We start from the raw sequence: 25,200 nt of genomic DNA, 5'->3' as shown, positions 1-25,200 counted from the left end.
AAAGTTCGAGGGATCGGCAAACTTCACCGACAGGGGACGTCGATCACGCCAAATTCCGAAACCGGCGCGATCCAATAGACAATCCTGGATCCAAGGAAGGCCGCCTTCAGTCGTTCCCGCAACTGAGCCGCAGCTTGTACCTCAAGGATAATCCGCACAATCAACTCGTCTGCATGTCCTTTGACCCGCTCGGCTGATGTCTGCAATCGTACATCGGGACCGTGGCCCGCAGCGTCCGATGCGGTGAAACCCGAAACGAGATCGCGTTGTTCGCTAAGATAGTCGAATAACTCGTCCCGGAGTGATCGGCCGGCGATCAGCGTGAGGCAGACAAATTCGGCACTCATTTGGCACCCTTCACAATGCCACCAAACCGTCGATAGAGGATTGGCAGAAGGATCAGCGTCAAAGCCGTCGACGACAACAGGCCGCCGATCACCACGATCGCGAGAGGCCGCTGGATCTCTGATCCCGGGCCGGTCGCAAATAACAGAGGGATCAGGCCCAAGGCCGTGATGCTCGCCGTCATCAGGACCGGCCTGAGCCTGCGCTGGGAGCCCTCAATGACGATGCGCCCCTCCGGCACACCATGAGCGCGTAGCTGGTTGAAATAGGAGACCAGCACGACACCGTTGAGCACCGCAATTCCGAGCAGCGCTATGAACCCGACCGACGCCGGAACCGAAAGATATTCGCCGGTAAGCACCAGGGCAAAGACACCGCCAATCACGGCAAACGGGATATTGACCAAAACCAGTAGCGCCTGTCGGATCGAACCGAAGGTTGTGAACAGCAGTACAAATATCAGCCCGATCGCCACTGGCACCACAATCGAGAGGCGCGCGGCGGCGCGTTGCTGGTTCTCGAACTGCCCGCCCCAAGTGAGTCTGTAACCCTCTGGCAAGGGCAACTCCGCAGCGACCTTCTGCCGGGCAGCCTCAACAAAGCCCACCATGTCGCGACCGCGAACGTTGGCCCGCACAACGCTCATTCGGTTCCCATTCTCGCGATTGACCAGGACGGGACCGTCCACCCGATGAATGCGGGCCACTTGCGACAGGGCCACATGCTGACCCGAGGCGAGAGTTAGCGGCAAGCTTGCGAGCAGCGTCGGCGCTTCACGTGTGGATTCGCTGCCACGCACGAGGATGGGGGTGCGGCGCCCTTCTTCTAGCACAGTTCCGATCGTACGCCCTTCGGTCTGGGTGCGCAGCGAATTGGAGATGGCGTCCACCGTCAGTCCGAGGCGTCCCGCCTCCATTCGGTTCACGGCTACGGTGTAGTATTGCGCACCTTCGTTCACAGTAGTGTAGACGTCTTCAGCGCCGTCGATGCCCGACAAGATGGTGGATAGCTTGCTCGCAATCTCATTGAGCTTGGCGATATCAGGTCCAAAGATTTTCACTGCGACATCGCCGCGCACGCCGCTGATCATCTCCTGCACGCGCATGTCGATCGGCTGTGTAAAGCTGAGCGACAGCCCCGGGAAATTGCCGAGCACCTGCCGCAGCTCTTCAATCAGGGCAGGTTTGTCGAGCGTCTTTCGCTCTGCTGCGGGCTTCAGAACCAGGAACGTGTCGGTCTGGTTAGGCCCCATCGGGTCAAGCCCGAGCTCGTCGGACCCGGTCCGGGCCACAATGCTCTTGACGTCAGGGACTTTCGCGAGAATGGCCGATTGAAGTCTAGCATTGATCGCGATCATTTCATCGAGATTGATCGATGGCAGCGCCTCGACGCTGACAATGATATCGCCCTCGTCCATCGTCGGCATAAACGTCTTGCCGAGCTGGGTGTAGGCGTAGCCGGCGGCGACAAGCGCCGCGACTGCCGCGATGATCACCTTGCGCTCATTGTTTAGAGCCCAAGCAAGTGCAGGCGCATAAAGCCGCGACGCGATTCGGATCAACCACGGTTCGTGGTGCGACGTGCTCTTGAGAAGAAACGAAGTCGCGACGGGAATGACCGTGAGGGCCAAGAGCAGCGAGCCAGCGAGCGCAAAGATGATCGCGAGCGCCACAGGGATGAATAACTTCCCTTCGAGCCCCTCCAGCGTCAGCAGCGGCACGAAGACGATCATGATAATCAGTACGCCCGAGGCGACCGGCTGGAGCACCTCGGACACCGAGCGATAGATGATATGGACGAGCGGCGCGGCCTTGCCTTGCGATTCCTTGCTGAGATTTCCCACGACGTTCTCGACCACCACCACCAGCGCGTCGATCAGCATGCCGATGGCGATGGCAAGGCCGCCCAGGCTCATCAGGTTTGCCGACATGCCCACGATGCGCATGACGATAAGGGCAATCATGATCGCAAGCGGCAGGCTCAGGGCGATCACCAAGGAAGCTCGCCAGTTGCCAAGAAAAAGCAGAAGGAGAACGACGACCAGGACGGTTGCTTCGCCGAGCGCGCGGATGACGGTGCCAACCGCACGGTCGACCAGCCGGCCGCGGTCATAAAAGACTTGGATACTGACGCTTTGTGGTAGTGATTGTTTGATCTCGTCAAGCCGTGCGTGCACGTCGGCCACGAGTTGGCGCGCATTGGCGCCTCGCAGACCAAGGACAAGTCCCTCGACCGTTTCGCCGTGACCGTCCGCGGTGACTGCGCCGTATCGAGTCATCGCGCCCAGCTGCACGCGAGCAATGTCCTTGACCCGGATCGGAACGCCATCCTTGGTATCGACGACGATTTGCCTGATGTCGTCGATGGTCCGAATGCTGCCTTCGATACGCACAAGAGCGCTGTCTTCGCCCTGATTGACCCGACCGGCTCCGTCGTTGCGGCTGTTGGTCTCGATCGCGCGCCGAAACATTTCATAGGAAATGCCGCGTGCTGCAAGGGCATCGTTGAGCGGGACGATCTCGAACGCCCGGACATAACCCCCGAGCGCATTGACATCGGCCACTCCCGGCACTGTCCGCAGCGCCGGACGGATCACCCAATCGAGCAGACTTCGCCGCTCGGCCAGCGAGAGCTCGGCACTTTCGATGGTGAACATGAACATTTCGCCGAGCGGACTGGTGATTGGGGCCAGTCCTCCAGTGACCCCTTCAGGCAGGTCGCGACTGATGTTGGCCAAGCGTTCGGACACCTGGTTGCGTGCCCAGTAGATGTCGGTGCCATCCTCAAAGTCGACTGTGACATCGGCGAGCGCGTATTTGGTGGTCGAGCGCAGGATCTTCTTGTTTGGCAGCCCAAGCAGTTCGAGCTCGATAGGCACGGTGACCCGCTGTTCCACCTCTTCCGGCGTGAGACCCGGCGCCTTCATGATGACTTTGACCTGAACAGGCGAGACATCCGGAAAGGCGTCGATCGGGAGACTAGGCAACATAACCAGTCCGGCGCCGATCAATAGAAGCACTCCAAGAGCGACGAACAGTCGCTGGGAAAGCGCGAAAGCGACGAGGCGTTCGAGCATAACTAGCCTGCTCCCAGCTTCAGCAGGATACCGCGGAGCGCCGAAATTCCGCTGGCCGCCACTTCGTCCTTGTTCGTGATAGGGCCGGAGACCACGACATGATCTTGGTCCTCCTCAAGCAGCGTAACCGGCACTAAGCGAAAGCCGTCCTGCGTTGCCACGAACACGGAAGCTTGCTCACCACGGCGGAATAGCGCGCTGTAAGGAAGTTCCCAAGCGTTCTCCCGTTTGGAGGCAAAGGAGATTCGCGCAGCAGCAGTTTGTCCCGGCCGCAAATCGCCCGAATTTGGTACCTCTGCCCGGACCAGCACGGTTTGCGTAGCCGGATCGGTCGTTTCAGACACCAGCACAACCTGGCCTGCTGTTTCGTAGCCGTCGACCTCCACCCTCGCGCCCTGTCGAATGGCCTTGATGTTCGATGCCGGAATCGCGATCTCGACCCATAGTGGAGAAAGCTGTGCGATCTTGATCAATGGCGCCGATTGTTCCATGCGTTGGCCAGGAGAAACGGCAATATCGATCACCGTCGCCGGCCGCGGAGCGGCAACCGTAAGAGCCGCGCTGATCGCTGCCTCGTTGGTCAGTCTTGAGATTGTCTCATCTGAGAGGCCACTGAGACGAAGCATCTGACGGCGCTCCGCGACCACAATGCTCGCCTGCCGTGCCTCCGCCTGGCTCGCCTCAAGAACACGCTGTGCTACCGCATTGCCTTGAAAGAGCTGGGTGTTGCGGTTGAGTTGCTGAGTAACCAGGACTTCCTGCGCAACGGCATGCAAATAGTCGCGCTGCTGCGACACGAAGCCCTGGCTCTCCATGGTGGCGAGCGGCTGCCCAGCGATGACGCGGTCCCCTCGCGCCACTGAAAGATTGGTGACCATGCCAGCCACGGGAGCGCTGACGACCCACAATTGTGGCGTGGGGACTACGATCTGGGCCGGATAAGGGAGTGTCTTGTCAGTCGGACTCGCAACGGGATGAACGACACGAACCCCCAAGCTTGTTGCCTGCTCGGGGCTGAGTTTCACTCCGTCCTCGGCCATCGACATAGAAGGCACAGCCAGGAACGCCGCTACCATCAGGGTGCGGGTGCCGCTGCTCCACAAGCGCGCTGTTAAACTCCGATGCATTGCCAAGATCCCATTGCAGCGATCGAGACCGGAGATTTGGCCGTTGAACCAACTATTCTCCGATCTGCATGTCGGAGGGTTGATATTCATCAACTGCCTCGCCGATCGCTGTTTGAACAATAGGGCACCTTCGCTGACCGGAAGCTGTTGAGGCCTGTCAGCAAATTGTAAGGTCCAATCGGCGATAAAGACCGGCTATGAAGCCGAAGTGGTACATCTCCTTCGAACCAGCGAACCGCGGAACAAACCGCATTTACCGGCGCGAGACCAAAACCTTTCTCACGGAAGCGGAGGCCAAGGCATTTGCACGGATGATTCTCGAGTGCGCCCTGCGCATTTCCGCCGGGACAATAAATCCCGTTCAGCCAAAACGAGTGATTGGATCGAAGCGAGAACTTTCTGAGTGGCTTTCTCGGACTTGATCGAAATATTGGCGCCGGCGCCTATAGCGTCAAGCTTGCTGCTGCGAAGTCGCAGAGGCGTTGGATTCTGTTGCGGAAGGACCCGAGAGCTTGGAGATCGTAGATCTCGGAGCCATTGTCGCCTTCAGCCCGCCGAGTTCCGACTTCGAGAGGTGCAGCCCCCACTCATACGCCTCCAGGACGTCCTGGACGATTGCGAGACCCAGGCCCGCGGTTCCTCCGCGCTCGTCAAGGCGGGCACCGCGCTCAATCACCCGCTCGAGCTGACTAGGCTCGATCCCTTCGCCATCATCTTCGACGACAAGGAACAGCCCATCGTCGGCGACGGTGATGCGGACACGTTCCGTAGCATGTCGGGCAGCGTTCTCGATCAGATTGCCTAGCACTTCCGCGAGGTCGGTCCTGTCGAGCGGGAGGGACAGATCGTCGCCGACAAGGTTCTCGAACGTCACTCGCGCGCCGTCGGGAGTGCGCGAGATGGTCGCGATGATCGACCCTATGAGCGGCTTCACAGAGGCGGATGTTGCGGGGTTACCCCCGGTGCTACCGCGAATCCTCGCGCGCGCGAGTTCACGGTCGACATGACGGCCCATGGCTTCGCCGACGAAGTCGATGTCCCGAGCAATGTCGCGCTCGCCCCGCTCCCGGAGACGCGAAGCATCGGCCGCAAGAGCAGCAAGCGGCGTCTTCCGTCCGTGCGCCAGGTCCACGGCGCGACCGCGGGAACGTTCGATTTCGTGTTCCTGCGCATCAATGAGTGCGTTGACTTCCTCGACGAGAGATTGGACTTCGGTCGGGACCGAGGATGGCAAGTGGCGAATTCGCCCTGCTCTGATATCGCCCACTCCGCGGCGCAGCGCGACCAGCGGATGCAAGCCGATGCCGACCTGGATCCAGGTCGCAAGGGCCAGCACGCTGCCGAGAAGGACGAGTGCGATCGAGAGATCCTTGGCGAACGCCGAGCTTGCCTCCGACACCCTCGCGAGGTCCTCGGCGACGGCAACGCGGACGGTCACCGGCTTCCCGCCCGCGGAAAGCGTGACGGCGCGCTCAGCAACCAGCACGCGCTGGCCACCGGGGCCGGAAGCTTCGTGCTGGTGCGTTTCGCCGGGCCGTAGACGGTCGGTCGGAAGCTCCATGGCTGAATCCCACAGCGACCGCGAGCAAAGCAACTGCCCGTGATCATCGCCGACTTGCCGATAGAGCCCGGAAAGAGGATCTGCGAATCGCGGATCGACGGGGGGTCTGCGTCAATATCAGCTTGCCTTGGGGGTCGACGTCGATATTCGCGAGTAGCTGCTTCAGATGGACGTCGAGATCTTGCGCCAAGGCGCGTGAGACATGGCGCTCGAAGAGGACAACGAGCGCGCCGCCGGCGGCCGCAAGTGCGATCAGGATCGCGACGATGCCGCCGGCGACAAGTCGCAGTAGCCTCTGAAAGCGTCCGTGACGTTGTGATCGGGATGGCCGACGGTTTGACCGTCCCGTTCGCCCTGGCGGCCGGCCTTTCCGCCGCCGTCACCAACACGGACGTGATCGTCACCGCCGGGCTCGCCGAGGTCGTCGCGGGGGCCATCGCGATGGGGCTAGGCGGGTATCTGGCCGCGCGCACAGACGCGGAGCATTACGCCGCGGAAGAACAGCGAGAGCACCACGAAATCGATCGCTTGCGCGAACGGGAGATCGAGGAAGTCGAGCAGATCTTTCGCGAGTACGGGCTCCAAGGTGAGGCACTGAACTCGGTCGTCGGCGCAATCGCATCGAACCGGCAGCGGTGGGTCGACTTCATGATGCGCTTCGAACTGGGATTGGAGCGTCCCGATCCGAAGCGCGCGCCGATCAGCGCCGCCACGATCGGAGGGTCCTACGTGGTGGGCGGCCTGATTCCGCTCGTGCCCTACATGTTCACTCAGAACATTGGAACGGCTCTGCAGATCTCTGTCGCCGCGACCGGAGTCGCGTTGCTTTGCTTCGGGGCAGTCAAAGGACACTTCACAGGCGTCAACAAGATCAAGTCGTCGCTGCAGACGTTGTTGGTGGGAGGATTGGCCGCCGGGGCGGCGTATTGGCTCGCGCACTTGTTTGGGTAAGGTCGGTACTTGTAAACCTGAGGTGTACTCGGGGCACCGGAGGTCCGCTCAGCGCCCGAACTACGAGAGCACAGCAGTTCCGAGTTGCACTCAGCACCGGAATTTGCTGGGCCGGAGAGGGATCGCCTCTCCTTGCGTTAGCATGACAGCCGCTCCTAGGCAGGCCGCGGCGAACTATGCCTAGTCGGGCTTTAGCGCTTTCGATATCGCAGCCTTGAAGTTCTTGTGGTGTTTCTCTTCGTCGGCGGCTATCTCGCGGTACATCGTGGCAATCTGCTTGTCACCGTTTTCTTCGGCACGTTCGGCAAGCTTGACATAATTATCGGTGTAGTCGTTGTACTCGCTTACGATGGCATTGGCCAAATTGTTCCAATCCTCGCCCACTAAACCGTACATCTTGGCTTCTGCAAAAAAGTGCTGCTCCTCAAATTTCGCGGTTTCTTCGAGAAGGGCCGCCAGGGTGACCTTGCCATTCTTTCGCGCATTTTCTGCGAACGCCCTGTATTTCAAGACGGAATACGCTTCCTTCTGTAGTGCCACTTGCAGGTCGCGACGGGTCTCTGGCTTGATCTCATCCGCAAGAGCTGCACCGAGGGATAGCAACATGGCAGTGGCTGTTGCAGAAAGAAGCGCACTTCTAATCCGATCCTTCATAAAAGCCTCCTCTTAAGCGCACGGAAGCAGCTCGCCACACCGCTCATGAACACATATCCGCGTCACGCTCATTGACTTACGTCAAGTAAGCGTCTGCGAATGATTCGCGCGCAGTCCGCGCCAGGCGAAAAACATTCTTGCACTTGTTGATTCTGTTTGCGTCGTTGATGCGTTTTCGCGCGCCGGATGAACTCCCATCGTGCTATCGAAGCCCCCGGCAAGCTTCATCTTCAGCCCGTGCGATCAAGTTGCGCCGCATAGCGGCATGCTTCTTGTTGAAGATGTCGACAGTAATATCTCGTGGCGACCCTCGCACTTCTCGAGCTTCGAAGCTCCGCACTCGCCTCTCGTCGCGATCGAGCTGACTCAATTTAACCGATGTGAGGAGCGGCCCCGCTCTGACCAACATCACCCTCGTGCGCCGAATACCCGCTTGCGCCTTCGACTCCCTGTTTCGCCTCATGACACGATGCCATAGCGCCGAATCAGCTAGGCCGCCGCTTGGGCCGCCACGGCTTCGTAGATATCCTCTTCCTGAGCCGTATGCATGCGTACCAGCGTTTCGATCGCCTCGATCACTCGCTGGGCGTCTCGGACAAGATAGCGATCGACCTTCTCCGACGGCAGATCATCCACGATCCGATCGAGCAGGCGAGCAAGATGCAATATCTCCCGATGGGCGCGGCTCATGGCCGAGAGACCGTGGCGTTCGCGCAGCACCTCGGCAAGCTTCGGATAGACGCTGTCCTCATCCTCGCGCTCGTGCCTCACCACGCTATTCTGAACAAGGCGCTGAGCTTCAGCAATCAGTGCTGAGGCGGATTCGGGCGTCGCATCGTCCAACGCATCGACAATCTTTCGCAAGCGGTCAAGATCCTTGAACAAGGTCTGATGATCGTGATGCAGTGCCACCCCCTGCTCCGCGCTGATGCGCGCGCCGCCCCCGGTGAATCCGGGAGTGAGTGCCCGTAGTGCATTCAAAATGACCGCTACGTCGATCACCTCTTGAACGATGGCTGCTGGCACCGGATCTAGCCAGCCAACGGTGGCAGCTACCATTGCCACCAAGGATAGACCCATGCCGACAACAATGCTTTGCAGGGCGATGCCTCGTGCACGCTGCGCGATGATGATCGCCTCGCCGACGCGATCGAGCCGATCGGCCAGAATCACCACATCGGCCGCCTCAGACGAGGCGCTCGCACCGCGGGCGCCGAGCGCAACCCCGATGTCGGCGACGGCCAGCGCCGGGGCATCATTGATGCCATCGCCGACCATGATGGTCGGATGCAACCGCTGCTCGCTGCGCACCGCCTCGACCTTGTCCGAAGGGACACGGTCGGCCAGCACTGCGTCCAAATCAAGCGCTGCACCAATGGCCTGCGCCGCGGCTGCACGATCGCCGGTGACCATCACCATTCGTGCGATGCCCGCATAGCGCAGCATCCGAATCGCTCGCGGAGTGTCGGTTCGCAACTCGTCTGCCAGCAGCAGCGCGCCGATCGGACGGCCGTCCACAGCGATGAAGACGACTAGCGCTGAACGCCATGAGGCGCGCCGTATCGCACGCTGCTCCCAAGGCGAAAGTTCGGCCTTTGAGAGAATCATGTCTCTGGAGCCCGCGGTTATACGGCGACCGTTTATCAAGCCGCTCAGGCCGGAACCCATCATCTCCTTGACCTGCTCGGGCGCGCCCAGCTTGAGACCGCGATCGACGGCCGCAGCGACCACGGTCTTTGCCAGCACGTGGTGCGAGGCCTGCTCAAGCGAAGCACCAAGCCGCAGTACTTCGTCCGGATCCTCGCCGGGAGCGACCTCGACAGAAAGCAGCCGTGCGCCTCCGACGGTTAGGGTACCGGTCTTGTCAAACAGCACCGTGTGCGCGCGAGCCAGCCCTTCTAGTGCCCCTCCACCTTTCGCGAGGATGCCGCGTCGGGCCGCCCGCGCCACGCCCGCGATAAAGGCCACGGGTGCAGCCAAAATCAGCGGACAAGGCGTCGCCGCAACGAGCACAGCAAGACTGCGCGTGAGATCGCCCGAGATTCGCCAAGCCAGGAAGGCCAAGGCAAGTGTCAACGGCAGAAGTATCAGCGCAAAACGGTCAGCCATCCGCACGAACGGAGCTTTCGCGGTCTGAGCGGCCGTCACCATGCGCACAATCCCCGCGTAGGTGCTCTCGCCGGCCGGCGCGGTCACCGCCAATTCGAAGGTCTCACCGGCATTCAACGAGCCCGAAAGAACAGCCGTGCCGCGTGTCTTCTCGACCGGGATAGGCTCGCCGGTAACGGCGGACTCGTCGATGGTCGCCAAGGCCGAGCGGACGATACCATCCGCCGGCACGATCTCTCCGGCTCGCACCAGCAAAACTTCGCCGACAGCGACTGCTTCGACCGGAACCTCCTCGATCCGCTCTCCGGTCTTGCGATGGGCCAGCCGGGGCGCACGATCCACCAATGAGCGGAGATCGCGCTCTGCCCGCGCGATGGCGATATCCTCCAGCACATTGCCGCTGGAATACATCAGCGCCACCACGACGCCGGCAAGCGGTTGTCCCAACGCCAATGCAGCGCTCATCGATAGCAGCGCAATCGCATCCACTCCGAGGCGGCCACTTAGGAGATCTCGGATCATCGAGATCGCCAGCCCTCCGATGACGGGAGCCGTTCCGAGCTCCCACGCAACATCGGCCACATCAGGCCGGCCGGCGGCTCGCGCAAGAATGCCCGCGATCAGTCCTGCAATCGCGATTGCCACCAGCGTCCATCGAAGCACTCGCTCCAACAACATAGCTCCGTTCCATATCTTGCAAATGAATCTGATCCGAAACCAGCTTCGCCGTTCGAGCAACCAATTGCGGTGCAATAACCATTGTATCCGGCAGCCTCCTGCGACCATGACCTGAATCAACCTCTGCCCGATCGTTTGTCCGATACTTTCCTGAAGGAGGCTGTCATGCGCACACTAGCTCGCGTTCTCACGGTGTTTTCCGTGTTATCGTTCGGCATGCCCTGCTCCGCCGGCCAGCTTGGAACGACCGAGGGTTACTCGCCGTCCAAGTCATCACAGCGCGCTGGGGAGCATCAGCCGGAAGCGACGGACCAAACCCGAAATACCACTCATCGGCTGCAGCGAATGATGGACCAGCGGGACTGGGATCACCGCAAAGCTGGCCGCGAGTGGCAGTTGCGGGATGACAAGAATCCAAGCCATTGAGCGTCCATGCTAACAGCGCTCGCGCACGACAGACGAGAAGCAATCGCGTGGTCTGATCGGCGCTAGTTTTGGCAAGGATGCGATCACCGCGCAGACTCAGTACTGCCGGGGGTACGCTGTTTTCTCTCGACGATCGCACTGGAAAGCCGCCTGTAGAGATCTCGGCGTCTCGCAAGAGGCCACCAGTCGTAAAGAAATATCTCGAGCGGACGCCAGTTTGCGACCCACCCAAGGATCAGGAAGCTTTCCTCAACCAACCTTCGGAAAGGGGCTTCAATGAGGTATCCAGCGGCAAAATGTGCCGAGAAAAGTCACGCGATCAAGATTGTAACGCCGATTGCGAGAGACCTCCGGCCGACCCGGAATAGTTCGTTTAGGTCGCCTTGGATGGCGCCAGCCCGGCCCGCGAAGTACCGGCTGAAGGCTTCCGGAAGCTCCTGGGCCAGTCGCGTCTGTCCTTGATCACCCGGAAAGTGGACGATGATCCTGAAAGGACGATTGCGCGGCAATTCTCTTGCCCATCCAACGATGTAGTCCTCGACTTCTCGGTCGAGGTCCTTGTCGCGAATGGGGTACGGATCGAGCGTGTGAAAGAGCTGTTCGACCGTGCCGACGCGCATTTCGATAATGTTGTCTGTGTTTTGGTCTTCTTTGCGCATTTCGTTCTGCCTAAGCGCTTGTTGATCCACGTCAGGGCAACATTTGACCATTTCGCGCAACGTGGATCGTCTTTTGGGTCCTAGCCTCGGGCTATTCCCCTTCTGTGTTTTGATCTGGCGCATCCCGGAGCTCGACGGATGACAAAGACACGAGCCGACCTACTTCGCCGTGAGATCCTTCCTTTCTTCGCGGCATTTGCGGCGCTCGTCCTTGCAGCTCTGCTCGCGGATGCCGCCCTTCATGCGTTCGGCAAAGTCTGGATTGGCCGCTATCTTGGAATTCCCGGAACTCTCCTCATTCTCGGGTCGTTCAGCTATTCGCTCAACAAGCGGAAATTGCTCGACCTCGGACGCCCCGTACAACTCCTCGTCGTTCATCAGAGAATGGCCTGGACCGGGTCGTTGCTAATCCTGGTGCACGCCGGCGTCCATTTCAACGCAATTCTGCCGTGGTTGGCTGTCGGAGCGATGCTGACCAACGTCGGGAGCGGCCTCACGGGGAAGTATTTGCTGAAGAGCGCGGGGCGCAGACTGGAATCCGCACGGCAGGAGTTGCGTGCGCAAGGCGTGCCCCAGGCCGCCCTTGATGAGCAATTGTACTGGGACAGCCTGGCGTTTGATGCAGTCAGGCAATGGAAGGTCGTGCATTTGCCGATCACGCTCGCCTTCGCAGTACTAGCCATCGCGCACGTTGTAACTGTTTTTCTGTTTTGGGGCTGGCGATGAGACGCGCCGCCCTGCTGGCAATCACGTTGAGCATCACGGCAATCATGGCGCTCGTCGGTACCTATCCGGACTTGATGATCAGTCCGGGGCATCTGAGCGAAGGGCACGCTGCGCTCGCGACGGATTGCTTCGGCTGCCACGCACCGTTTCGCGGCGCATCATCCCAACGATGCACGAATTGTCACTCTGTTGCGGACATAGGCTTGCGTACAACGAACGGTGTCCCGCTCGCGAACGATACTCAAAAGGCAAGCTTCCATCGAGATCTCACCGTCGAGGACTGTGTCGCTTGCCATAGCGAGCATGTCGGCTTGTTTCCGACGCGCAGCCGTACAATTTTCCGCCATGAGCTACTTCAGGCTTCAAAGCGGGAGCGGTGCGAAAGCTGTCACGCAGCGCCCAAAAGCGATTTCCATGGGAATTCTACCGCAAACTGCATGCAGTGCCATGGCCTGGAACGCTGGAAGCCCGCTACCTTCGATCATTCCGAGTTCTTCAAGCTGGATTCAAACCACAATGCGAATTGCGCAACCTGCCATCCCGGCACCGATTTCAAGCAATACACGTGCTACGGCTGCCATGCCCACAACGTGGAGAACGTTCGCCGCGAACACATGAAGGAAGGCATAGTAAACTTCGAGAATTGTGTGCGCTGTCATCGAAGCGCCCGTGAATGATATGGTCGCGTGGCGGTTGGGACCAGCATCGGCCCGGAACAAGCAAGAAGGCGGGCGGTCTCTTCAACGCGGTCGTGGTGCAACGCGCGTACCCGGTGCAACGCGGTCGCTAGGGTAGATGATGACATCTTCGCCGGGAGTAAGTCCGGCGGCGACGGCCGCGACGCGGCCGGACCGGCGTACGAATTCGATCTGACGCAATTCGGCACGACCTTCCTTCGCTACATAGACATTCCAGCCTTCTCCGCGACGAAACAGCGCGCCGGCCGGAATGATCGTGGCATCGTCCCGTGCAAAGACGGAGATCTGAACATCCACCTGATAGGCATCACCCAGCCGCGCCCATTGCTCCGGAGGCGAAAGGATGTCGACGAGAACATTGACCCTTTGCTCCTCGACGCCGAGCGTCGAGATCTTGGTAAAGGCCGCCGGTTCGACCCGGCGAACGCGACCCTTCAGCTTTCCCTGCCCGCCCCAATGATCGATGACGACCTCAGCTTCTGGCCGGATCTCGACGGCATCGGTGCTCAAGACGTCGACGACGACTTCGATATCCCCGGCGTCGCCGATATCCAAGAGTGGAGCGCCCGGCTGGACGATCGTCTCGCTTTCCTGCGCGACCTTCAGCACCACGCCGGCAACTGGCGATGCGACGTTCCAGCTTTCCGGCTGCCCGCCGCCGTCGCTACCGTATCGCGCCAACAATGCGCGCTGTTGACTGATCTCATGCTCAGCGGCGTGATCCTGAAACTCCGCCGCACGCAAATCCCTATCGGCAAGGCGCATCGCGAGTTCTGAACGCTCGAGAGCTTGCGCTGTTGCGGCCCCTTGCTGAGCCAAGGTTTTCGTCCGCATCAGGTCGGTCTTGGCCTGTTCCCTCTGGGCCTGCGCACGCTCGACAATTGCCTTGGCGCGCTCCAGGTTAGCTTCGGCTGTTCCGAGCATTTCCTCGACTTCGCGGCGGGTCCGGGAATCCATCAGCGGCGCTGGCGATGGCGTGATCGTTGCAACGGCATCGTCGACCCCCACTTGGTCGCCGACCTTGAGGCGGATTCGGCTCAGCCGCCCGGCGAGCGGTGCTGCGACCACGTATCGCTCACGCACACGCGTCTTGCCATCCTCATCGACGGTGGCGACGAACCTTCCCTTCGTCACCGCGGCAGTCTCGACCAGCACCGGCGCCGGGATCAAGAGCCAGGCCGTGATTCCGGCGGCGGCCAGAAGCCCGCCGGCAATCCTGATATGGCGGCCCGTGATGCGCATGCTCACTCCCTGGTCTTGAGAGCCGCGACCAGATCGAGCCGATCGACACGGCCTTTGACAATGTAAGCGCTGGCGGCGGCCGCCGCCAGCACGACACCCGTTGCGACGAAATAGGTCTGCGGCGCGATCACAGCAGGTATCTGGAAGCTCTCGTTGGAATGAAATCTGGCGATCAGTCCGATAACGACGTGCGACAGCGGCAGGCCGATCAAAATCCCAAGCACGATCTCGACGGCAAACTCGCCGAACAGGATGCCCGCAACCTCGCCGCGGGTAAAGCCCAGCACCCGCAGGCTCGCCAACTCCCAAGCGCGCTCCTGCAAGCTGATGCGCGCGCTGTTGTAGACCACACCTACCGTGATGATCGTCGCGAAAGCGGCAAGGATACCGGCCGTCACGAACACGAGACCGGCGATCTTCTCCATGAAGGATGAAATCGTGTACGCCTTCATCGACACTGATTCGATGGCCGGGAGGTTCTTGAACTTCTGCCCCAATGCGGGCATCGCCGCATGCTCGACGTACAAGCTCGCAGCCGAAATCACGGCGCCCTCGTCGGTGAAGCGGTTCAGGGTTTCGATCTCCATGTAGGATGCCATTCCGATCGACTCGTCGACAATGGCGCTAACCGGGAGATCGCGCTTGCGCCGCCGTCCCTCCATCGCCTCGACCGCAATGATATCGCCAGCCTTCACATCGAGCCGTTCGGCGAGCCGCCGGGTGAGCGTAATCCCGTCAGGCGCAGCCGCAATCGGGCGCAGCGCGGCATCATGCGGCCGGCGCAACTCGCCCCCGGCGGACAGGCCGATCACGGACGTCAGATAGCTACGCTGCCGGGCGCGCAGGCGCACTGGCACGATGCGCTGCCCTTCCGCCACGAGAACGCCGGGCTCGCGTGCCAGATCGCGCACGATCGAACGATCCATCGGGTGCGGAAACGTCAGCGTCGTATTGCCGCGCTCGACCAGGTTGAACTGGAGGTCGATCATCTCGTCGAAGGCGTCGCGCCAGAAGATCCCCAGCACCATCATCGGAACGGCAAAGGCTACCCCGATCACAGTCATGAGCGAGCGAAATGGGCGTCCGGCCGTATTCCGCAAGATCATCAGCCGGCGTGACCTGGTCGCGGTGCGTGGCAGGAGCGCTTCGATCCAGGCGCGGCGAAAGCCAAGCGGCGCGGCCGGCCGCATGGCGACCGCTGGCGCAAGGCGGACGACCTGCCGTAATGCAGTTAAGACGCCGAGAGAAGCCGCGGTCAGGCTGATCGCAATGCCCAGCGCTGCCGACCAAGGGGTGAGCCCGAACGGCAGCTCCGGCAGACGAAAGAACCCGTGATAACTTGCGATCATCGCTTTTCCAAAGCCCCAGCCGGCTGCAATTCCCAGCACCGACCCGATCAGCACGATGATAAGTATCAGCTTCAGATAGTGCAGGATCAGCGCCGCGGTTGGAAAGCCCAACGCCTTCAACGCAGCGATCTGCTCGCGCTGGGCAGCTACCAGCCTGCCCAGTGCGCTGTTGAGCAGGAACGCTGCAACGCCGAAGAAGATGAACGGGATGGTGGTCGACATCACCCTCTGCTGGTTTAGCTCGTCTTCGAGAAACCGGTTGGACGGCTGATCCCGTCGCTCGACAGCGCCGACCGATCCGTAAGCTTCGAGCACCCGATCCAGCTCGTCGATCACAGGTTTCGGATCGGTGCCCGGCGCCAGCGAAATGACGGCATCATTGAAAGCCCCCTTCATGTCGAAGGCGGCCTCCGCCGCGCTGCGGTCGACCCAGAGAATGGCATAGAGCCGGTCGTCCGGAATCGGAAGGCCCGGCTTGACAGCGTAAACATATTCCGGCGAGAGCGCGACGCCGGACACGTGAAAGGCTTCCACCTTGCCGTTGAGCAGCACGCGGATGTCGGCTCCGGGATTCACGCCGTTGGCTTCGCCAAACGCTTCGTTGACCGCCGCGCTTCTTGCGGAACCGGGCTCTGGCGCCGCGCCGCGGCGCAAATGCAGTCGGGCAAGCCGTTCGTCGCCGGCATGGCTGAGCGACACCATGCGGGCCGAGACCGGCTGCGAAGCGGCCGGCCAATCCACGATGACCTCACGGACGATTCGGGGCTCCACCGTAGCAACTCCGTGAATTGCGGTGAGCTGCGGAACGATGGACAGCGGCGCACGCTTGAGCGTCACGAAAACCTTCGGGAATCGCGCGGTTGCGTAGAAGCGCTCCACGGCCGCGCTGAGCGAGTCGTAAGTCGAGACCGAGCCGACGAAGACGGCAACGCCGGCCGCGACCAGCAAGGCGATGGTGAGCACCTGGCCCCGCATGGCGCCAATGTCACGCAGCAGTTTTCGATCGAGCAGGCTCACCAGTGCACCTCGTCTGCCGACAGTCGGTGTGCATTTCGCTCCTCGCCGACGATCCGCCCGCCGCCGAGCCGCAGCACGCGGTCCGCCATCCCCGCGATCGCGGCATTGTGGGTGATGATGATCGTTGTGGTTCCGAGACGCTCGTTGGCCCGCGCGATCGCCGCCAGCACAACCTTGCCGGTCTCGTAATCCAGAGCCCCAGTCGGCTCGTCGCACAAGAGAACATCCGGCGACTTGACGATGGCGCGAGCGACCGCGACACGCTGCTGCTCGCCGCCGGACAGTTGCGAGGGGAAGTGGTCGATCCGCTTTTCCAGCCCGACGAGCGCGAGTACCTCGAGCGGATCAAGCGGCTTGTCCGCAATCTCGTTCACCAGAGCGACATTCTCCAGCACCGTGAGGCTTGGGATGAGATTGTAGAACTGAAAGACGAAGCCGACGTGCTCGCGCCGGTACCGGGTCAATTCCGCATCAGTCGCGCCGACCAGGTCGTGGTCGCGCCAGCGGGCCTCGCCCGAAGTTGGGCTGTCCAGACCACCCAGAATGTTCAGCAGGGTCGACTTGCCCGACCCGGACGGCCCGAGGAGCACGACGAATTCGCCTTCGAAGATGTCGAGATCGACGTCTCGAATCGCGTGCACCTCGACCTCTCCCATCAGATACGTTTTAGAAAGCCCCCGGGCACGAAACACCGGGACTATTCTCCTATCGTCTCTGATCGGGTTGGCGTCCATGTGCGTTTGGGCGGAGTAGGCGGCACTTGCGGAGTCGTCCGACCCGTTTAGTGGGAAAACAGCACGGGAATCGGCGGCCTCGTCAGGATGCTTCGGGTTGCGCCTCCGAGTATGAATTCGCGGAAACGCGAATGGCCATAGGCGCCCATGACGAGGAGATCCGCTCGACAGGACGCAATCCGCGCCGCAAGAATCTCGCCGATCGCCCGTCCGGCGGCATCCGCCTCCTCGACGATCACGTCGATTCCGTGCCGCGACAGGTTCTTGGCGAGTTCGGACGACGAGCGCCGGCTCGATATCGCTTTCTCGTTAGTCACCGTGAGGATGCGCACCTCGCGCGCCTTCTCTAGGATCGGAATGGCATCGGAGACCGCGCGTGCCGCCGCGCGGCTGAAGTCCCACGCAACGAGCACCCTGTTCAGGTCGATCACCCCGGAGGGCGGGGCTTCGGGGACCACTAAAGTCGGTCGTCCGGAACCGAAGATGAGGGCTTCGGCATACCATTGGTCGTAGGATTTTGGCACCGGCACGATGGTGAAGTCGCGCAGCCGCGCATACTCCACCAGCAGGTCCGGCACTTCAGACGTCAGACAACGTTCGAGAACAATCTCGTGTAACACGCCGGATTTCTGAGCGGCCTCCTCAAACGCCGCCAGCAGGTCCTGTGCGTTCTTTCTGCTCTTATGCGCCTCGCTGGCTACGATAGAACCCAGATTGCCTGCGCCACTTAGGAAACTACCAGAAACTTGTACATGAGCTTCACAGGAAATAGCCGTGATGTGGGCACCAAGTGTTGAGGCCAGCGACACCGCGCCATCAATCACCGAGACAGACGTCGGGTCTGGATAGCTGGTGAGCGTGAGCAAAATGTCTCTGATGCCCATGGGCGTCTCCGGAGATGCAAACTGGCTAGAACGTGGCGTCGAGAGCTTTAGGCTACGATTCCAGCTCGTGGCAGTACCAACCATCGTGCATAAGGCCACGACAGGCGACCTAGTGCGACATCATCACGCACACTGGCGCCTCGAACAGCAAGTCCCGGGTTACGCCCCCGAACATCCACTCGCCCAGGCGGGAGTGACCATAGCCTCCTGCTACGATCAGATCGACTCCCTCGTCCTTGGCAAGGCGAATAAGGTGTCGAGCATCGGATTCGGCGGTGTGTACCCGTACATCGACCCGGCAAGTTACGCCATGTCCCTGCAGATATTTTGCGAGATCGCGGACGCGCTGGCGCGCGTTGTCCTGTTCATTGGACGTGCAGATTTCGACAACCGTGACCTGCGAAGCCCGCGACAGGAACGGCAGCGCATCGCGCACAGCGATCCTCGCTTCACGGGTGTCTTTCCATCCGACCAATACGCGTTCGGCACTCAGCGCCGAAATGTGGTCCGGCACCAGCAGCGTCGGCCTTCCCATTCGCATCATCGCCTCGGCTGGATCAATGTCATGGAACTGATCCATCTTCGCCTGCGCACGCCTGATCACCACCAGGTCGGCTGATCGTGCTTCATTGGTCAGGTATGCGGTGGGGTAGTTTACGCTGTAGCGCCACTCCACGCGCTCTTTCGGCAGTCCCGCCACGCTACGAAACCACTGCTCTTTGTCCGCAAGGGCCGATTTCCTTCTTTTGAGGTCATCGGCTGTCGTTTCCTGAATGATGACGCCTTCCGCCACAAATGGAGGCTCGACTGCGAAAGCGGACACACCGACCAGCCGCGCTCGGTACCTGTCCGCCAAGTCGCGCGCAACGCGAACCTGACCTTCCGCCTGCTGCTCGGGGTCAACATAGACCATCACGGTGGCGATCGTCATCGGCATTACTCCATAATTTTCTTCGTCTGCTTTTTGGCATCTCTGACTTTTGACCGATTGACCCAAATCAACTGGCTGAGCGTCAGGCCCGCAGACATGCAGATGGAGGAGTTTCTGCCGCTGCACAACAACACGGAAACATTGCCCCAAAGTCAGGTCGCCCTTCGAGCACGCTGCCGAGGCCGGGGAAGACCTCTCGTGTTCTTTACGGCTTGGGGCAGCCGCAGAGCTCGCGTTCAAGAATTCACTCGAACCGACGGCCACACTCGGCGTTCGCCTAGCACACCCTCAATGTACAGAACATTCAGTGCGACAAGCAGCACGACACTGAGCGGCGCTGCAAGCAGGACGCCGATGGGCCCCAACAACAATCCAAAGACGAGGGCAGACAATAGCGTGAGCACGGGAGGCAATTCGACAGCTTCTGCCTGGACAAGTGGCGTGACGAGATTGCTCTCCACAAAATGGATCCCCGCGTAGAGTGCAATGACGTAGACCGTTTGCATTGGCCCCTGCATCGCGGCCATAAGAATCCCTGAAGTCGATGCTAGGATCGGACCAACATAGGGCACGAAGGCAAACATGCCGGAAATCAGTCCAAGCGCGAGCGGCGCTGCAACTCCGAGAAGCAAGAGCCCGATCGCAGTCAAGATACCAACGACGGCCATCGTGAGCGATTGCCCGATCAGCCAACGCCTCAACGTTGCCCCAAGAAGATCGATCATATTCCTCGCCGATTCCCGACGAGTCTTGGGCACCAACCGCAGTAGACCGTCCACATATCGCGCCGGTTGGATGGCCAGATACACAGCCGCGAACGCCAAAATGGCGAGATAGGCACCTGCTCGAAAGACCGATCCAAACAGAACAGCAACGTAGCCTGCCGCCTGGCCTGTCGCGCTACCAAGGTTCATATCCTTCGCTCGTCCAACAAGCCAGGAGCCCCACGAACTTGACTGAAACTCGCTGGCGACCTGCGCGATGCTTTGCGGCAAGTCCTTTGCTAGAACAGTAAATTGCGCCGCAATTTGTGCCCCGAACAGCCAACCAACGGCAACGACGGATCCGACCATTGCGATGACGACGGGTAATAACGCCCAAGCTTCCGGCAATCCGGTTCTGCGGCTCACTTCATGCGCCAGGCCGCGCAACATCAGCGCCAGAAGAGCGGCGCCGAAAGCAAGTACTAGAACGTCCGATAGCTTCCAGATGCCGAGCGCTGCCGCGCCAGCGAGGCAGACGAGCAGGAGCCTGCGGGGGAAGCGCCGCCAGTAAATCTCGTCCGACTGTTCGTGCAACACGGCTGGTCCCCTGCTGTTTGTGCATCCTAGGGGGATCGCGCCCCTTCGCCACCAACAAGTCAGCGAATCGGCATTCCCAGTTGACGCAAATCAACTTTCCGCAGGCGCCGGTTGAGAAATTCGCTTGAGGCGCGGCGCAGGCAATTCGCCGAACTAGCAGATGCCTTTTCTCTGACGCTCGCGTTCGCTCGAAGCTGGGGGTGCCCATCTGGCGCGGCGGGCAGCGGCCCCGATCAACGCACCGCCACAACCGGGTGATACAGCACCGCTTCCATGATGGATTTTTTCAAACTGAACCTGAACTCAGAGATCATTTCCGTCGCTGTTGCACTTGGCATCGGACTACTGATCGGGCTTGAACGAGAACGCCGCAAAGGCGAGGGGCCGAGGCGTTCGCCCGCCGGGCTGCGCACCTTTGCCATCGCATCGCTCGCTGGCTCCGTCAGCGTTATGATCGGCGGCAAGGAACTGCTGGGCTTGGTAACGGCGGGGGTCGCTGTCCTGACCGCGATAGCCTATCTGCGATCTACAAGCGACGATCCAGGATTGACGTCGGAGATCGCGCTTATACTGACAGTTCTGCTTGGCGGACTGGCCACGCAGCGTCCCATTTTGGCCGCTGGCATTGCCGTCGCTGTGGCTATTCTGCTCGCCTCGCGCGCTGCAACGCATCATTTTGTCCGCTCGGTACTCAGCGACGGCGAGGTCAAGGACGGATTGATCTTTGCCGCGGCTACGCTCGTCGTCTTGCCACTGCTGCCCGACCGACCGATCGGGCCCCTTGGCGCGCTCAACCTGCGAGCAATCTGGATCATTGTCATCCTCGTTATGGCGATCGGCGCCGTCGGACACATTTCAATTCGCCTGCTTGGCGCAAGAGGCGGGCTCGCGATCGCTGGCTTTGCCTCGGGCTTCGTCTCTAGCACAGCCACGATCGGGGCGATGGGAGCGCGAGCTCGCAAGGCGCCAGAGTTGCTTGGGGCGGCGGCCGCCGGCGCAACGCTTTCGACCGTCGCGACCATCGTTCAACTCGTCGCGGTGCTCGCAGCGACGAATCTGTCTACGCTGCAAAGTCTGCTGGTTCCGCTTCTTTGCGCCGGCGCGGCGGCGACGATCTATGGCGCAATCTTCACGCTCAAAGGCATGAGGGAGACCGGCACAGCCGAGCTCGAGCACGGACGTGCGTTCAGCTTACCGTCCGCCTTGATGCTGGCTTTGACGCTCTCTGGAGTGCTCCTGCTCTCTGCCAGCTTACAGGAGGCGTTCGGAGAAATCGGCCTAGTTGTCAGCGCGGCCGTAGCCGGGCTCGCGGATACGCATTCTCCCGCCGTGGCCGCAGCGGCCCTCGCTGCCTCGGGCAAGATCCCCCCCTCCGACGCTGTCGCCCCTGTTCTGGCGGCGCTGTCGACAAATACTCTCAGCAAGATCGTCGTTGGCTGGGTCAGCGGCGGGCGCTCCTTCGCGCTTCGGCTGATGCCCGGCCTTATTCTCGTTGTCGCCGCAGCTTGGGCTGGCGCAATCTTCGAGGCTCAATAGCACGCGCGGCTTGCACCGGATTTCAAGCTGCGAACTTCATAGTCGCGGTGGTGACGACTCCGCGCTCCGCTGAGCTACCCATTGAGGCCGGACTTCCAAACAGCTCCGGATTGTCGCGCTGGTGCGCGTTCCAGCTGAGGCAGAAGATCGAGGTCGATCCGGAGCGCCCTCAATACGTTCTGAGAGAAACCGGCGGCGGGTATCTTAGGGCGGCGGATGAGGCGTCGCTTCGCGGGCTTGATCTGCCGCAACACCTCAAGCCTGCTTTCTACGATGGTTGAGCCGCTTGTCAAAACCCGGCGATACCGCACATGAACTTCTGGTCGAAAACGCACATGGAGACCGGCCGCATTGACACTGAAGCGGCCGTGCATGACGGCTGGCTTGCGGCCATCAGCCGGCTTCGGCCTGAGGAGGCCTGCGCGAAGCTGGGATCCGCTCCGGAAGGCCTGTCTGAGCCGGAGGCTGCCGCCCGCGCCAAGAAATTCGGTCCAAATCTTATCGCGCGTGAACGCAAGGCCACGATACCGGAGGAGCTTTGGTCCCGAGCACGCAACCCGCTGAATGCGCCGCTGCTGACGTTAGCGACCGTCTCCTATTTTCTGGGAGACGTACGTGCAGCCGTGGTGATTGCCACTATGGTGGTACTCGCGATAACGACTGCCTTCATCCAGGAGCACAGGTCGAATGAAGCGGCAGCCCGGCTGCGCGCCATGGTGCACACGACCGCAAGCGTCAGGCGCCTCCCAAGCCGATCGGATGACGTATTCTGCGAAATCCCAATAGATCAGCTGGTTCCCGGCGACGTGGTGAGGCTTTCTGCCGGAGACATGATACCCGCCGATCTGCGCCTGCTGGAAGCCAAGGACCTCTTCGTCAACCAGTCCGCGCTGACGGGGGAATCCATGCCTTCGGAGAAGCATGCGCAGCCGACTTCCGCCGACTGTCAGGACGCCTTCGACCTGCCGAACATCTGCTTCATGGGCGCAAATGTCGTTTCCGGCTACGGCACCGGCGTCATTGCGCAGACGGGCTCGAAGACCTTCTTCGGCCAGCTCTCCTACGAGATCGTCGGCCGGCGCGTGCCGACCGCTTTTGACCTCGGCATCAACAAGTTCACGTGGCTGATGATCCGCTTCATCCTCGTCATGGTGCCGGCTGTTTTCCTGATCAATGGCCTGACCAAGCACGATTGGCTGGAAGCACTGCTGTTCGCCGTCGCGGTTGCGGTCGGTCTCACGCCAGAAATGCTGCCGATGATCGTGACGGTCAATCTCGCCAAGGGTGCGATCGCCATGTCGCGCAAGAAGGTGATCGTCAAACGTCTCAACGCGATCCAGAATTTCGGTGCGATGGACGTGTTGTGCACGGACAAGACGGGCACCCTGACGCAGGACCGGATCATTCTGAAGCGCCACATCGACATCAGTGGGCGCGATTCCGACGAGGTGCTGGAGTACGCTTTTCTCAACAGTCACTTCCAGTCGGGACTATCCCACGTCAAGCCCTGGTCCGACAGCAACAACAAGGAGCGACTTGATCCGGCAAACGGCTTCCTGCTTGCGGCACACCTTGATGCGCTCTTCGATCGTGGGTTGATCTCGTTTGCGGATACTGGAACGATGCTGCTTTCGCCAAGACTGACCGCCAGAGATCGCAAGATGTTTCGCCTTCCTGCACGTCTCCGGTCAAAACTGTCATCGTCGGAAAAGCAGTTCCTTGACCACCACCGACGAACAAGATTCAGGAAATGACGGGCAATTTGTCAGTCGACGCGTTACAGTCGCGTCGTGCCGTACGGCCGAATTGCTCGTGCTCGATTACGCTCTGATGGCTGTTGGATAGTCTTGCGATCGACCGCTTGCCGGCACTTCCAGCAGATGGAGCGGCGAGCACCGAGCCCTTCACAAGACAGCCGAAGACCGGATCACAGGAATAGCGTCGGCATACCCCTCGGACTTCAACAACGCCTTCACCTTCGCCTCGGCATCAGGCGGGGCATGCGGCCCGACCAGGACTTCCGCAATCCCACCGGGTGTTCTCAACGGCAGCGGCACCTCGATGTATGCCCGCGCTCCCAGCATCTTCCGGTACGGATCGAAGCGCTCGCGTACACCCATGACGATGCCGCGCACCTCCCGCTCGTTGGAAAATTTCGATTCCTTGGCGGCAAGACAATTCCAGACCAACTGCGAGGCCATCACCTCGCGCGCCAGCGCCGCGAGATACGGTACTGGCCGCACCATGTCGATCCATTTCCGGTTATGGCGCGCGACCTGGCTGGTAATGGCGGCGGCTTTTCGGATCACCAGCCGATGCCGCGCATTGGTTTCGCGATCGCCATAGATCACACGGCCGATGTGCAGATTTTCGTTGGCCTGCGCGTGGAGGACATCAGTGTCCGGCTGCAACAGGACAGGCGCAACGCCGACTGCAAATCCCTGACCTGCCTTGCCGTACTCGCGCCACTGTCCCGGGTCGTCGCGATGCCGGCTGAGGCTGAACAGGTAGAAATCGAACGGGCTGGCGAGCCCGTTGGTCACCAGCATGTCCTCGAGACAGCCGCAAAAATGCTTGGTCCAGAAGTCGGTTGACCCGCCGACCTGCCGAATGACGTCCAGCGCGCCGGCTAGTGAATACTCGAACTCCCTGGGGTCACTCTGGTGAAGGTGGCTGAAGCACCAGAGCTTTTCGTGACGCAGAATGCCGACAAGCGCTTCCTCGCCAGTATAATGGTACAGCGGCTCGATCGGGGTTGCCGCGCCCTGCTCCTCCAGCAGCTGCTTCTTCGACCACGCATCGAATTTCTCGGCCGCCGCCATTAGCTGCGGCGGCAGCGCGTGCCGGTATTCGTTGTCAGTCAGCTTGTCCATGGCCCGGATTTAGGCCGCGAACGAGCGGAATCAAGCTATCTGAACGTCCGCACAGCCCAAAAGCTCTATGCGTTGGGCGCCAACCCAGGTCCCGGCATCGGGTGCCCTTCCCCCGCCCTCTCCCGGGGCATGCTCACGCGCAGCGGCAATCGACGCAAGTCCACCGTGGATGGAAAAAACATAATGAAAACTCACCCCGGAAACCGATCGATAAAGGATTTCCCAGAATTGCCAATTCTGGTCCTCGTAAAGAAGCAGGATCGCCCAAGCCTGTATTCATATCATGGCATCTTCAAAAACACCCGCGTGGTCACAGACCCAGA

General features: G+C 60.8%; 19 protein-coding genes and 2 pseudogenes. 6 read left to right on the top strand and 15 right to left on the bottom strand.

All coding sequences use genetic code 11. The annotated features are described in order from the left end of the window. Nucleotides 1-23: 23 nt before the first annotated feature. The 4 genes and pseudogenes from M2427_RS14985 to M2427_RS14970 all read right to left on the bottom strand — a co-directional run bounded on the left by M2427_RS14985 (nt 24) and on the right by M2427_RS14970 (nt 6,398). Nucleotides 24-347 carry a DUF3240 family protein gene (locus tag M2427_RS14985; RefSeq protein ID WP_280707129.1) on the bottom strand — a complete coding sequence of 108 codons (324 nt, stop codon included), beginning with the start codon at nt 345-347 and terminating at the stop codon, nt 24-26. Beyond that, nucleotides 344-3,421 carry a CusA/CzcA family heavy metal efflux RND transporter gene (locus M2427_RS14980; protein ID WP_280707128.1) on the bottom strand — a complete coding sequence of 1,026 codons (3,078 nt, stop codon included), beginning with the start codon at nt 3,419-3,421 and terminating at the stop codon, nt 344-346. The genes M2427_RS14985 and M2427_RS14980 overlap by 4 nt, the downstream gene beginning before the upstream one ends. A 2-nt stretch (nt 3,422-3,423) precedes the next feature. Beyond that, nucleotides 3,424-4,497, bottom strand: coding sequence for an efflux RND transporter periplasmic adaptor subunit (locus M2427_RS14975; protein WP_280707171.1), 1,074 nt, complete (start codon nt 4,495-4,497; stop codon nt 3,424-3,426). A 502-nt stretch (nt 4,498-4,999) separates the two neighbouring features. Continuing rightward, nucleotides 5,000-6,398 (bottom strand): annotated as a pseudogene (locus M2427_RS14970) (HAMP domain-containing sensor histidine kinase). 35 nt (nt 6,399-6,433) lie between these two features. Here M2427_RS14970 and M2427_RS14965 point away from each other — a divergent pair. After that, on the top strand, nt 6,434-7,060 hold the full coding sequence (locus tag M2427_RS14965) for a VIT1/CCC1 transporter family protein (RefSeq protein WP_280707127.1): 627 nt from the start codon (nt 6,434-6,436) through the stop codon (nt 7,058-7,060). Nucleotides 7,061-7,240: 180 nt separating this feature from the next. On the opposite strand, the gene M2427_RS14960 is transcribed toward M2427_RS14965, so the two are convergent. From M2427_RS14960 to M2427_RS14945, 4 genes are all read right to left on the bottom strand, one after another. Then, nucleotides 7,241-7,714 carry a ferritin family protein gene (locus M2427_RS14960; RefSeq protein ID WP_280707126.1) on the bottom strand — a complete coding sequence of 158 codons (474 nt, stop codon included), beginning with the start codon at nt 7,712-7,714 and terminating at the stop codon, nt 7,241-7,243. A 489-nt stretch (nt 7,715-8,203) separates the two neighbouring features. After that, a complete protein-coding gene (locus tag M2427_RS14955; protein WP_280707170.1) occupies nt 8,204-10,501 on the bottom strand; it encodes a heavy metal translocating P-type ATPase in 2,298 nt (765 codons plus the stop codon). A 273-nt stretch (nt 10,502-10,774) separates the two neighbouring features. Next, entirely contained in the window at nt 10,775-10,924 is a 150-nt protein-coding gene (locus M2427_RS14950) for a hypothetical protein (RefSeq protein WP_280707124.1), read from the bottom strand. Nucleotides 10,925-11,238: 314 nt separating this feature from the next. Further along, entirely contained in the window at nt 11,239-11,586 is a 348-nt protein-coding gene (locus tag M2427_RS14945) for a hypothetical protein (RefSeq protein WP_280707123.1), read from the bottom strand. 138 nt (nt 11,587-11,724) lie between these two features. Between M2427_RS14945 and M2427_RS14940 the strand changes: the two genes are divergently transcribed. After that, nucleotides 11,725-12,312, top strand: a complete 588-nt coding sequence (locus M2427_RS14940) for a hypothetical protein (RefSeq protein ID WP_280707122.1) — start codon at nt 11,725-11,727, stop codon at nt 12,310-12,312. Further along, entirely contained in the window at nt 12,309-12,989 is a 681-nt protein-coding gene (locus tag M2427_RS14935) for a cytochrome c3 family protein (protein WP_280707121.1), read from the top strand. The genes M2427_RS14940 and M2427_RS14935 overlap by 4 nt, the downstream gene beginning before the upstream one ends. Nucleotides 12,990-13,052: 63 nt before the next feature. Here the strand turns inward: M2427_RS14935 and M2427_RS14930 are convergent, their stop codons facing one another. The 6 genes from M2427_RS14930 to M2427_RS14905 form a co-directional block, all read right to left on the bottom strand. Continuing rightward, complete coding sequence (locus M2427_RS14930; RefSeq protein ID WP_280707120.1) at nt 13,053-14,252, bottom strand: HlyD family efflux transporter periplasmic adaptor subunit; 1,200 nt, start codon at nt 14,250-14,252, stop codon at nt 13,053-13,055. Between the two features lie 2 nt (nt 14,253-14,254). Beyond that, nucleotides 14,255-16,618 carry an ABC transporter permease gene (locus M2427_RS14925; RefSeq protein WP_280707118.1) on the bottom strand — a complete coding sequence of 788 codons (2,364 nt, stop codon included), beginning with the start codon at nt 16,616-16,618 and terminating at the stop codon, nt 14,255-14,257. Next, on the bottom strand, nt 16,615-17,352 hold the full coding sequence (locus M2427_RS14920; protein WP_280707117.1) for an ABC transporter ATP-binding protein: 738 nt from the start codon (nt 17,350-17,352) through the stop codon (nt 16,615-16,617). Before M2427_RS14920 ends, M2427_RS14925 begins: the two co-directional genes overlap by 4 nt. Nucleotides 17,353-17,399: 47 nt before the next feature. Beyond that, nucleotides 17,400-18,236 carry a universal stress protein gene (locus M2427_RS14915; protein WP_280707115.1) on the bottom strand — a complete coding sequence of 279 codons (837 nt, stop codon included), beginning with the start codon at nt 18,234-18,236 and terminating at the stop codon, nt 17,400-17,402. A gap of 109 nt (nt 18,237-18,345) precedes the next feature. Further along, nucleotides 18,346-19,167: a universal stress protein gene (locus tag M2427_RS14910; RefSeq protein ID WP_280707114.1), complete on the bottom strand. Its 822-nt coding sequence runs from the start codon at nt 19,165-19,167 to the stop codon at nt 18,346-18,348. Nucleotides 19,168-19,403: 236 nt separating this feature from the next. Next, on the bottom strand, nt 19,404-20,468 hold the full coding sequence (locus tag M2427_RS14905; RefSeq protein WP_280707113.1) for an AI-2E family transporter: 1,065 nt from the start codon (nt 20,466-20,468) through the stop codon (nt 19,404-19,406). Nucleotides 20,469-20,741: 273 nt separating this feature from the next. On the opposite strand from M2427_RS14905, the gene M2427_RS14900 reads away from it, so the two are divergent. The 3 genes and pseudogenes from M2427_RS14900 (at nt 20,742) to M2427_RS14890 (ending at nt 23,758) form a co-directional block, all read left to right on the top strand. Continuing rightward, entirely contained in the window at nt 20,742-22,004 is a 1,263-nt protein-coding gene (locus tag M2427_RS14900; protein WP_280707112.1) for a DUF4010 domain-containing protein, read from the top strand. A 131-nt stretch (nt 22,005-22,135) separates the two neighbouring features. Further along, nucleotides 22,136-22,285: pseudogene (locus tag M2427_RS14895) on the top strand (DNA-binding response regulator); the annotation flags it as partial. Between the two features lie 30 nt (nt 22,286-22,315). Continuing rightward, nucleotides 22,316-23,758, top strand: coding sequence for an HAD-IC family P-type ATPase (locus M2427_RS14890; RefSeq protein WP_348521924.1), 1,443 nt, complete (start codon nt 22,316-22,318; stop codon nt 23,756-23,758). 150 nt (nt 23,759-23,908) lie between these two features. Here M2427_RS14890 and M2427_RS14880 read toward each other — a convergent pair whose 3' ends face one another. Further along, nucleotides 23,909-24,877 carry a DUF2971 domain-containing protein gene (locus M2427_RS14880; RefSeq protein ID WP_280707111.1) on the bottom strand — a complete coding sequence of 323 codons (969 nt, stop codon included), beginning with the start codon at nt 24,875-24,877 and terminating at the stop codon, nt 23,909-23,911. Between the last annotated feature and the right edge of the window lie 323 nt (nt 24,878-25,200).

The organism is Bradyrhizobium sp. BR13661 (genome assembly GCF_029892425.1).
GTDB lineage: Bacteria > Pseudomonadota > Alphaproteobacteria > Rhizobiales > Xanthobacteraceae > Bradyrhizobium.
The sequence above is the reverse complement of the archived record's forward strand: the minus strand, read 5'-3'. Positions and strand labels throughout refer to the sequence as shown.

Bases quoted from the DNA above. Each gene is read 5' to 3' on its own strand.
- M2427_RS14880 (WP_280707111.1), bottom strand. From the start codon at position 24,877: ATGGACAAGCTGACTGACAACGAATACCGGCACGCGCTGCCGCCGCAG.
- M2427_RS14985 (WP_280707129.1), bottom strand. From the start codon at position 347: ATGAGTGCCGAATTTGTCTGCCTCACGCTGATCGCCGGCCGATCACTC.
- M2427_RS14965 (WP_280707127.1), top strand. From the start codon at position 6,434: ATGGCCGACGGTTTGACCGTCCCGTTCGCCCTGGCGGCCGGCCTTTCC.
- M2427_RS14900 (WP_280707112.1), top strand. From the start codon at position 20,742: ATGATGGATTTTTTCAAACTGAACCTGAACTCAGAGATCATTTCCGTC.
- M2427_RS14945 (WP_280707123.1), bottom strand. From the start codon at position 11,586: ATGCGCAAAGAAGACCAAAACACAGACAACATTATCGAAATGCGCGTC.
- M2427_RS14935 (WP_280707121.1), top strand. From the start codon at position 12,309: ATGAGACGCGCCGCCCTGCTGGCAATCACGTTGAGCATCACGGCAATC.
- M2427_RS14950 (WP_280707124.1), bottom strand. From the start codon at position 10,924: ATGGCTTGGATTCTTGTCATCCCGCAACTGCCACTCGCGGCCAGCTTT.
- M2427_RS14920 (WP_280707117.1), bottom strand. From the start codon at position 17,352: ATGGACGCCAACCCGATCAGAGACGATAGGAGAATAGTCCCGGTGTTT.
- M2427_RS14940 (WP_280707122.1), top strand. From the start codon at position 11,725: ATGACAAAGACACGAGCCGACCTACTTCGCCGTGAGATCCTTCCTTTC.
- M2427_RS14930 (WP_280707120.1), bottom strand. From the start codon at position 14,252: ATGCGCATCACGGGCCGCCATATCAGGATTGCCGGCGGGCTTCTGGCC.
- M2427_RS14975 (WP_280707171.1), bottom strand. From the start codon at position 4,497: ATGGTAGCGGCGTTCCTGGCTGTGCCTTCTATGTCGATGGCCGAGGAC.
- M2427_RS14915 (WP_280707115.1), bottom strand. From the start codon at position 18,236: ATGGGCATCAGAGACATTTTGCTCACGCTCACCAGCTATCCAGACCCG.
- M2427_RS14910 (WP_280707114.1), bottom strand. From the start codon at position 19,167: ATGACGATCGCCACCGTGATGGTCTATGTTGACCCCGAGCAGCAGGCG.
- M2427_RS14955 (WP_280707170.1), bottom strand. From the start codon at position 10,501: ATGTTGTTGGAGCGAGTGCTTCGATGGACGCTGGTGGCAATCGCGATT.
- M2427_RS14890 (WP_348521924.1), top strand. From the start codon at position 22,316: ATGAACTTCTGGTCGAAAACGCACATGGAGACCGGCCGCATTGACACT.
- M2427_RS14980 (WP_280707128.1), bottom strand. From the start codon at position 3,421: ATGCTCGAACGCCTCGTCGCTTTCGCGCTTTCCCAGCGACTGTTCGTC.
- M2427_RS14960 (WP_280707126.1), bottom strand. From the start codon at position 7,714: ATGAAGGATCGGATTAGAAGTGCGCTTCTTTCTGCAACAGCCACTGCC.